Genomic DNA, 8040 nt, shown 5'->3' on the forward strand with positions numbered 1-8040 from the left:
GTACTGCAGGGGGGACCCTGTGGGAGAGTAGGACGCCGCCGAACAATTATTCCGGGAAAGCCCCGTGCCCTTGTGGCACGGGGCTTTTCTGCGTTTGCGGGCCTTTCGGCCTCAAGCGGGTGGGGCCGAACATGCCGGCTATCGCGGGTTCACCATTCGTGTGTCGTACGCCAGGATGACGGCCTGGATGCGGTCCCGGGATCCCGTCTTGGCGAGGATTCGGGTGACGTGCGTCTTCACCGTCGATTCGGCGAGGTGGAGGCGTGCGGCGATTTCGGTGTTCGTCCAGCCCTGCCCGATGACCGCGAGGATTTCCCTCTCCCGCTCTGTCAGTGAAGCGATGCGGCGGTCTCCCATGACCGGGTTGCCGCCCGGTGCGGCCGGCAGGTGATGGGCGTAGGCGTCCAGGAGTCGGCGGGTGAGGCTCGGGGCGACGACAGCGTCGCCGCTCGACACGGCCCGGATGCCGGAGAGGAGCTCCTCCGGCAGTGCGTCCTTGACGAGGAATCCGCTCGCTCCGGCCCGCAGGCCGTCGTAGGCGTACTCGTCCAGGTCGAAGGTCGTCACGATGAGGACGCGGGTGCGGGAGCCGGACTTGATGATGCGGCGCGTTGCCTCGATGCCGTCGAGTCCCGGCATCCGGATGTCCATCAGGGCGACGTCGGGGTGATGGCGGGCGACCAGGCTCACCGCCTCCGTACCGTTGGCCGCTTCACCGACGACTGTCATGTCGTCCTGACTCTCCAGCAGCATGCGGAAACCGAAGCGCTGCATGGCCTGGTCGTCGGCGATGAGTACCGTGGTCACGGGGCTGTGTCCTCCAGGGGAAGCCGAAGTCGGGTCTGCCAGCCGCCTGCGGGGAGGCGGCCCGAATCGAGTGTGCCGTTGTAGAGCGAGGCACGCTCCCGCATTCCGCTGATGCCCCGTCCGCTGATGCCGGGTTCGCTGCCGGACCTGTCGTTCCGAAGGGCGTTGGGACCGCCACCCGAATCGGTGGTTCGCACCTCCAGCCCGGTGGGCGTGTACGTGAGGGTGACCTCGGCGGTGGCTTCGGCGCCCGCGTGCTTGAGGGTGTTGGTGAGGGATTCCTGGACCACGCGGTAGACGGCGAGCTGCAGGCCGGGTGAGGCGGGGACCGGCGGGGGGCTGCCTTGGACGGTCAGCCGGACGGGCAGCCCCGCCTCCCGTACGCCTGCCAGCAGGGCATCCAGGTCGGCGAGTGAGGGCTGGGGGGCCAGGTCGGCGGCCGGGGCCGGTTCGCGCAGGACGCCGAGCACGCGCCGTAGTTCCGCGAGGGCCTGGCGGCTTGTGGTGCCGATGGCTTCGAGGGCCTGGCCGGCGCGTTCCGGATTCTTGACCGCTGCGTACGCCCCGCCGTCGGCGAGGCCCGTGATGACGGACAGGTTGTGCCCGATGATGTCGTGCATCTCCCGGGCGATCCGCGTGCGTTCGGCGGCTGCCGCCAGCTGGGCCTGCTGGTCTCGCTCGCGTTCGAGCCGGTGGGCGCGTTCGACGAGGGCTTCGGTGTACTCCCGGCGTGTGCGTACGGCGATGGCGAGCAGCACGACGAAGGCGATTCCCCAGAGGTAGGAGACGAGTTGCCGGTCAGCTGTGCCGTGGATCCCGATCGCTCCGGCTGCGGCGGGGAGGCACATCAGCAGAGCTGACCGGGCCAGGGTCTTGAGGGGCAGCCGCAGGGCGATCGTGTACAGGGGGATCAACTGGAGGAAGGCGGCCTGGACGACGGCGCCGGTCCAGATGTTGAGGAGGGAGACCGGCGTCATCAGGACGAGGACGGCGACCGGTCGGCGGCGGCGCCAAAGCAGGGGCACGGAGAAGCACAGGCTCATCAGCAGTACCAGTGGCTCCGGGGCCTCCACGTCACGGGCGACCGTGCGCCACCCGCCGGTGCTGTAGTCGAGCACGGCGACGATGACCCAGAAGCCGGTGACCGCGATGTCCCACAGCATCGGCCGACGGTGGTCGAAGGCGCGGAGCCGTTGCTGGAGGTCCTGGATGTACAGGGTCAGCGGTGCGGTGCCCGGGGTCAGGTGCCCGGGATGCGGGTCCTCGGCGTCGTTCATCCTGTCCGCCCTCCGTCCGTCCGTCACCGTGTCGTCCCGCTACGCGTCCCGGCGGCGCAGGAGCACCGCTGCGGTGCCCAGCGACGCCCCCGCCCACAGGCACAGGGCCAGCAGGGCCGGGCCGGTGGCCGCGGTGCCCGGGATCGGGGTGGCCGAGCCGAGTGCCCCGGCGGCCTGGGTCGGGAAGTACTTCAGGGCGCTGTCCACGGCATCGTACGGAAGCATGCCGAGCACTTCGGGCACGATCAGGACACCGCCGATGTAGGCCCCGATGCTGCCGGGCACGGAGCGGAGGGCGGCCCCGAGTCCGAGGGCGATCAGGCTGAGCAGGGTGATGCCGGCGGCGTTGCCCGCGATCGCCCCGAGGACGCCCGGGTCGGTGAGGCCGGCGGCCTGGTCGGTGTCGCGCAGGAGGAGTTGTGCGGCGAGGAAGGTGATCAGCGCGGTGGCGAACATCGAGCCGAAGGCGGCGACGGTGAACACCGCGGCTTTGGACCACAGGACGGGGAGCCGGCGCGGTACGACGGTGAGCGAGGCGCGGATCATCCCGGTGGGGTACTCGCCGGCCGTGACGAGGATGCCGAGGACCGTGACGCACAACTGGCCGAGCAGGGTGCCGTAGAGGACGAGGACGACGGTGTCGACGTCGGAGTCGCCGCCGTCCGAGGTGTAGGTGGCGCCCATGAGGAGCCCGACGCCGAGGACCACGGCCGCCGCCGACAGGAGCGTGACCCAGGTCGAGCGCAGGGACCAGAGTTTGTGCCACTCGGAGCGTAGGACGTGGCGTGGGGTGACGCGGTAAGGGGAGGGCGTGGTGGCTGTGGTCATGCGTGGGCTCCGGTCAGAGGTGCGGCGGTCCGGTACTCGACGGATTCCTGGGTGAGGTCCATGAAGGCCTGTTCCAGGGAGACGGTCTGCGGGGTGAGTGCGTGGAGGGGGATGGCGTTGTCGGCGGCGGTGCGGCCGATGTGGGCGGCGTCGGTGCCGTGGACGGTCAGTTCGTCGGCGGTGCCGGTGGTGATCCGTACGCCGGGGCCGGTCAGGAGGGTGCGCAGGGTGTCGGCCTGCGGGGTGACGACCTTGACGGAGGCGCCGCCCGCGGTGCGGATCAGGTCGCCGACGGTGGTGTCGGCGAGGAGCCGGCCGCGGCCGATGATGACGAGGTGGTCCGCGGTGAGCGCCATTTCGCTCATGAGGTGGGAGGAGACGAGGACGGTCCGGCCCTCCGACGCGAGGGATGTGAGCAGGTTGCGGATCCAGAGGACGCCTTCGGGGTCCAGCCCGTTGACCGGTTCGTCCAGGATGAGGGTCGCCGGGTCGCCGAGGAGCGCGGCGGCGATGCCGAGGCGCTGTCCCATGCCGAGTGAGAAGCCCTTGATCCTCTTGTCGGCGGCCCCGGTGAGGCCGGCCAGGTCCAGGACGTGTTCGACGCGGCTGCGGGGGATGCCGTGGGTGTGGGCGAGTGCCATGAGGTGGTTGAAGGCGGTGCGCCCCGGATGGACCGAGCGGGCTTCCAGGAGGGCCCCGACCTCGGTGAGCGGCGCGGGGTGGGTCGTGTAGTCGCGGCCGCCGATGGTGGACCTGCCGGCGGTGGGGGCGTCCAGGCCGAGCAGCATGCGCATGGTGGTCGACTTCCCGGCTCCGTTGGGGCCGAGGAAGCCGGTGACGGTGCCCGGCCGGACGGTGAAGTCGAGGCCGTGGACGACGGTTGTGCCCCCGTACCGCTTGGTGAGTTCGTATGCCCTGATCATGTCGTCGACGCTACGGAGCGGGCGAGTTGCGGTCGTCCGACCGCGGTGTGGAGGTGAGCGCCGGCGTAGTACCGGGGTACGACGCGGGGACCGGGCGGTGCGTCCGCCTATCCGGGGGACTGGGCCCGGCCCTCGATGACGGGAGTCAGTCCGTCGAGGAGGGCCTTGAGGCCGAGCTCGAAGAGTGTGTCGAGGTGGAGGTCGTAGCCGTCGTCGAAGGAGCCGACCACTTTCGCGAAGGTCGGGAAGCGCCCGGATTCGACCAGGCCCTGGAGCGCGTGTGCGCGGCTGTCCATCCACTGGTCCTCGGACTGCCCGGTGGTCGCCGCGGCGTGTGCCTCCCTTTCCAGGTGGACCGCCAGCCCCTGGACATGGCTGTAGAGCAGCACATGGATGTCGAACAGCGCTGTGGTGTCCAGGCCGTGCCCGTCGAGCGCGCTGAGGGACCATTCGCCGTGGACCATCAGGTTGGGGAGGAGCAGGGGGCGGGTGAGGGACGAGAGCTGGGCGAGCCAGGGGTGCCGCCGGTGCAGGGTCCACAGCGTCCGCGCACCCAGTTCCAGGCGGGCACGCCAGCCGTCCGGAACAGCGGCGGGGTAGAACTGCTCGCCGTACGCGGCGTCCGCCATGAGCAGGATGAGATCGTCCTTGCCGGTCACGTACCGGTAGGGCGACATGGCGGCGACGCCGAGCCGGGCGGCGACCCCGCGCATGGAGAGCGCCGATAGCCCTTCGGCGTCCGCGATGTCGATGGCGGTGCGCACGATCCGGTCCGGGGTCAGATCCTGCTCGGTGGGCGGGGCCGAGGGAGTGTCGGAGGCCGGGGCGGTCCGGCGCCTGCGGCCGGCGGCGACGACCGTGCCCACGCGTGGTTTCGTCTCGACGGTCCCTTCCAGCCGGAGGTGCGTCAGCGCCTTGGTGGCGGTGGCGAGCGCGACACCCCAATCCCGGGCGATCTGACGGGTCGACGGCACGCGTTCCCCGGGGGCCAGTTCGCCCTCCGCGATGCGCCGGCCGATCTCGGCCGCGATGCGCAGGTACGGGGGCTCGTCGTTGCGTCCTGTGGCGTTCGTCACGTGGCACTCCTTTCGCTGTCTGTACTAGTGCAGAGCCTAGCGGCCGTGATGGTGTTCAGGGGTCGCTTGTCCTAGCACAGCACGGGAATTTGCCTGGTGGTGGACGCGGCGCGTACGTCGTACGTTCAGTTGCATACAGCGTACGAGAGGAGCTTCTGATGCGCAGTGTTCTCATCTCCGGCGGAGGCATCGCCGGACCCGCGCTCGCCTACTGGCTGCGCCGCCACGGCTTCGCGGTCACCGTCGTCGAACGAGGGCCGGGGCTGCGGCCCGGCGGGCAGGCCGTGGACGTCCGGGGCGTCGCGCTCGATGTGATCGAGCGGATGGGCCTGCTCGAGCCCGCGCGGCGGGTCCGCACCCGCATGCGCGGCATGTCGGTCATCGATCCTGAGGGGAAGGAGATCGAACGCTCCACAGAGGCCACGTTCAGCAGCGGGCGGCTGGACAGCGACGACATCGAGCTGCTGCGCGAGGACCTGGTGCGGCTGGTGTACGAGCGCACACGTGGAGACGTGGAGTATCTCTTCGGGGACACCCTCACCGCGCTCGACGAGGGCGGTGACGGAGTGCGGGTGGACTTCGCCCGTGCGGAGTCCCGCACGTTCGATCTCGTCATCGGGGCCGACGGCCTGCATTCGACGGTACGACGGCTGGCGTTCGGACCCGAGGAGCGCTTCGTGCACCACCTCGGCAGCTACCTGTCGGTGTTCAGCGCGGACAATTTCCTCGCGCTGGAGGACTGGCAGGTGTGGCTGCGCGACGGCGACATCGGTTTCGGCATCATGCCCGTGCGCGACAACACCGAGCTGAGGGTCGCGTTCGGGTTCGAGTCGGGTCCGCTCTCCCTTGACGCCGACGCGCTGCGCCGCAACATCACGGAGAGGCTCGCGGCCCTGCGCTGGGAGGGATCGCGGCTGGCCGAGGCCGCGCTACGCGCCCCTGATTTCTACTGCGATGCCATGGCGCAGATCCGGATGGACCGTTGGTCGCACGGCCGGGTGGCCCTGCTCGGTGACGCCGGCTACTGCCCCTCCCCGCTCTCGGGGCAGGGCACGAGCCTGGCGCTCGTAGGCGCCCATGTGCTGGCCGACGCCCTGGCCCAGGCGCCCGGCGACCACGCGGCCGCCTACGCCCGCTACGAGGGGCGGATGCGCGACTTCGTAGCCCTGAACCAGTCGCTGGCGACCGAGAACCCCGGCGGACCCGCCGCCGAGGCCTCCGTGGCGCACGCCAAGAACGCCCTGTCGCTGGACGGCTGACGGTCCGGTGGCTGTCCAGCGTGCGTTCGCGCATGACAGGCGCGCATGCTTGCGAGCGGGGTATTCGGTTGTGGCGAGGAGCGGCCGGCCTTTTTCGGGATCCTTGTGGATGCATGGCCGCCCTCGACCTGAACCAGGGCTGTTCCTGATGGTCCGACGGCGCCCTGAGGGGACTGCCCATCGGGCCAGGGACGGGGTTCAGGCGCCAGGGGCGGCTTCCGGGATGTGCCGCCCTCCTACGGCAAGTTGACGGTCGGTCCTGAGGTGCTTCTACCTGTCTCCTGCCCGGGGCGACGAATCCCGGGGCCACGGAGGTGTGGCGTTCCTCACAGCGAAAGCGCAGGGAGTGAAAGCAACTGCACCCTTTCGTCTTTTCTGTCTGTCCCGGTGTTGTGGTGTCGGTCGGAAGAGGTGAAAAATTCGTGACGGTCGACCGTTGTCCCGGCTCTACGATCACCTCAAGTCGCATCTGCGTGTGCCATTCCGCTGCGACCCCTTCTTCTTTTTTCGAACCTCGAAGGGCTCTAGTGAAGATTCGCCGGATTCTTGCCACAGCTGTTGCCGCCGCAGTGACCACGCCTGCCCTCATGCTGTCGGTCACCCCCGCGTTCGCCGACGACAAGCCGGCGTCGCAGACGCAGGAGAAGCCGTCCATCGCGGAGCTGGAAAAGGCCGCCGCCGCAGCGCAGGCGGCGTACGACGACGCCGTGGCGGCCGAGAGTGCCGCCTATGCGGCGGTGGAAGTGGCCCTGTCCGACACCACGCCCCTGGCCGTGGCCGCTGCGGCCGCGAAGGCTGCTGCTGACGAGGCCGCCACCGCGAAGACCGACGCCGACCAGGCGGTCGTGGACGCCCAGGCCGAGGTCGACGCCCTCACGGACGAGGCCACCGAGGAGGAGAGGACCGCCAAGGAGACGGCTCTCACCGAGGCGAAGACTGCCGCCGCGACCGCCGACGCGGCGAAGGCCACCGCGGACGCCAAGCTCGTGGAAGCCTCGGACGCGCGCGACGACGAGCGGGTCGCCGCAGTCCGGGCGCTGGACCAGGCGAAGAAGGCCACCGAGACGGCGCTCGCCGAGAAGACCGCCGCCGACGAGGCGCTGGCCAAGGCGAAGGAGGAGGCGGCCGAGGAGGGCGAGGACGACGAGGACTGCGTCCCCGAGCCCGAGCTGACCACGGTCATCACGGGTCTGCCGTCCACGGTCGTCGCCGGCACGAAGGTCAACTTCAACCTCCGGGTGACCAACGGCACCGAAAAGGCGATGGACGAGGTGTTCCCGTTCGCCTACGTCCACGCGACCGACGAGAGCGGGCTCAACGACATCGACGACCTGGTGCACCTGCAGTGGTCGTCCGGCTCTTCGTCGAAGTGGCAGAACGTCGACAACGAGAACTACATGGACCCCATCAGTTCGCTGAAGGGCGGCGCTCACGTCGACGTGAAGATGCGCCTCACGATCGACGCGTCGGCCCCCGCGGGCAACGGCGTCACCTTCGTCGCCGGCGACTACTGGAACGACAACGGCAGCTGCGGCGGGAGCCCGGACCTCGAGGGCTACGAGTTCCTGATCGCCGCGGCGGGCAGCAAGCCCGGCAGCGTCGGCGATGCCAAGCCCAGCACGACCAAGCCGAACACCTCGGGCCTCAAGCCGCAGAGCGGCGCGTCGGCCAGTCCCGTGAGCGGCAGCCTCGCCGCCACGGGCTCGTCCTCCGCGACGTCGCAGCTCGCCCTCGCGAGCGGCGCGGCCCTGGCGATCGGCGCGGGCGCGGTGTTCGTCGTTCGCCGTCGCAAGGCCGGCTCCCACGTCTGACGCGTGAGGCGGGGTGCCGACCAGGCACCCCGGCACACCCGCTGACCGCCCAACGGGCC

7 protein-coding genes are annotated in these 8040 nt (G+C 70.2%); 2 read left to right on the forward strand and 5 right to left on the reverse strand.

What is annotated here, in order from left to right; all coding sequences use genetic code 11:
- Positions 1 to 138: 138 nt before the first annotated feature.
- The 5 genes from ACFWFI_RS38275 to ACFWFI_RS38295 form a co-directional block, all read right to left on the reverse strand.
- Positions 139 to 807, reverse strand: a complete 669-nt coding sequence (locus ACFWFI_RS38275) for a response regulator (RefSeq protein ID WP_387399714.1) — start codon at positions 805 to 807, stop codon at positions 139 to 141.
- The gene (locus ACFWFI_RS38280) at positions 804 to 2084 is read right to left on the reverse strand and encodes a sensor histidine kinase (RefSeq protein ID WP_387399716.1); all 1281 of its coding nucleotides are present in this window, start codon (positions 2082 to 2084) and stop codon (positions 804 to 806) included. Before ACFWFI_RS38280 ends, ACFWFI_RS38275 begins: the two co-directional genes overlap by 4 nt.
- Before the next feature lie 39 nt (positions 2085 to 2123).
- On the reverse strand, positions 2124 to 2912 hold the full coding sequence (locus tag ACFWFI_RS38285; protein ID WP_387399718.1) for an ABC transporter permease: 789 nt from the start codon (positions 2910 to 2912) through the stop codon (positions 2124 to 2126).
- Complete coding sequence (locus ACFWFI_RS38290) at positions 2909 to 3835, reverse strand: ATP-binding cassette domain-containing protein (protein ID WP_387399720.1); 927 nt, start codon at positions 3833 to 3835, stop codon at positions 2909 to 2911. The genes ACFWFI_RS38285 and ACFWFI_RS38290 overlap by 4 nt, the downstream gene beginning before the upstream one ends.
- 107 nt (positions 3836 to 3942) lie before the next feature.
- Positions 3943 to 4911: a TetR/AcrR family transcriptional regulator C-terminal domain-containing protein gene (locus ACFWFI_RS38295; RefSeq protein WP_387399722.1), complete on the reverse strand. Its 969-nt coding sequence runs from the start codon at positions 4909 to 4911 to the stop codon at positions 3943 to 3945.
- Positions 4912 to 5069: 158 nt separating this feature from the next.
- Here ACFWFI_RS38295 and ACFWFI_RS38300 point away from each other — a divergent pair, with 158 nt between their 5' ends.
- Complete coding sequence (locus ACFWFI_RS38300; protein WP_387399724.1) at positions 5070 to 6170, forward strand: FAD-dependent monooxygenase; 1101 nt, start codon at positions 5070 to 5072, stop codon at positions 6168 to 6170.
- Between the two features lie 527 nt (positions 6171 to 6697).
- The gene (locus ACFWFI_RS38305) at positions 6698 to 7981 is read left to right on the forward strand and encodes an LAETG motif-containing sortase-dependent surface protein (protein ID WP_387399726.1); all 1284 of its coding nucleotides are present in this window, start codon (positions 6698 to 6700) and stop codon (positions 7979 to 7981) included.
- The last annotated feature ends 59 nt before the right edge of the window (positions 7982 to 8040 follow it).

It is taken from the genome of Streptomyces sp. NPDC060209 (assembly GCF_042728155.1).
Classification (GTDB): Bacteria; Actinomycetota; Actinomycetes; order Streptomycetales; family Streptomycetaceae; genus Streptomyces.

Coding starts and splice junctions, on each gene's coding strand:
- ACFWFI_RS38290 (WP_387399720.1), bottom strand. CDS start 3,835: ATGATCAGGGCATACGAACTCACCAAGCGGTACGGGGGCACAACCGTC.
- ACFWFI_RS38300 (WP_387399724.1), top strand. CDS start 5,070: ATGCGCAGTGTTCTCATCTCCGGCGGAGGCATCGCCGGACCCGCGCTC.
- ACFWFI_RS38280 (WP_387399716.1), bottom strand. CDS start 2,084: ATGAACGACGCCGAGGACCCGCATCCCGGGCACCTGACCCCGGGCACC.
- ACFWFI_RS38285 (WP_387399718.1), bottom strand. CDS start 2,912: ATGACCACAGCCACCACGCCCTCCCCTTACCGCGTCACCCCACGCCAC.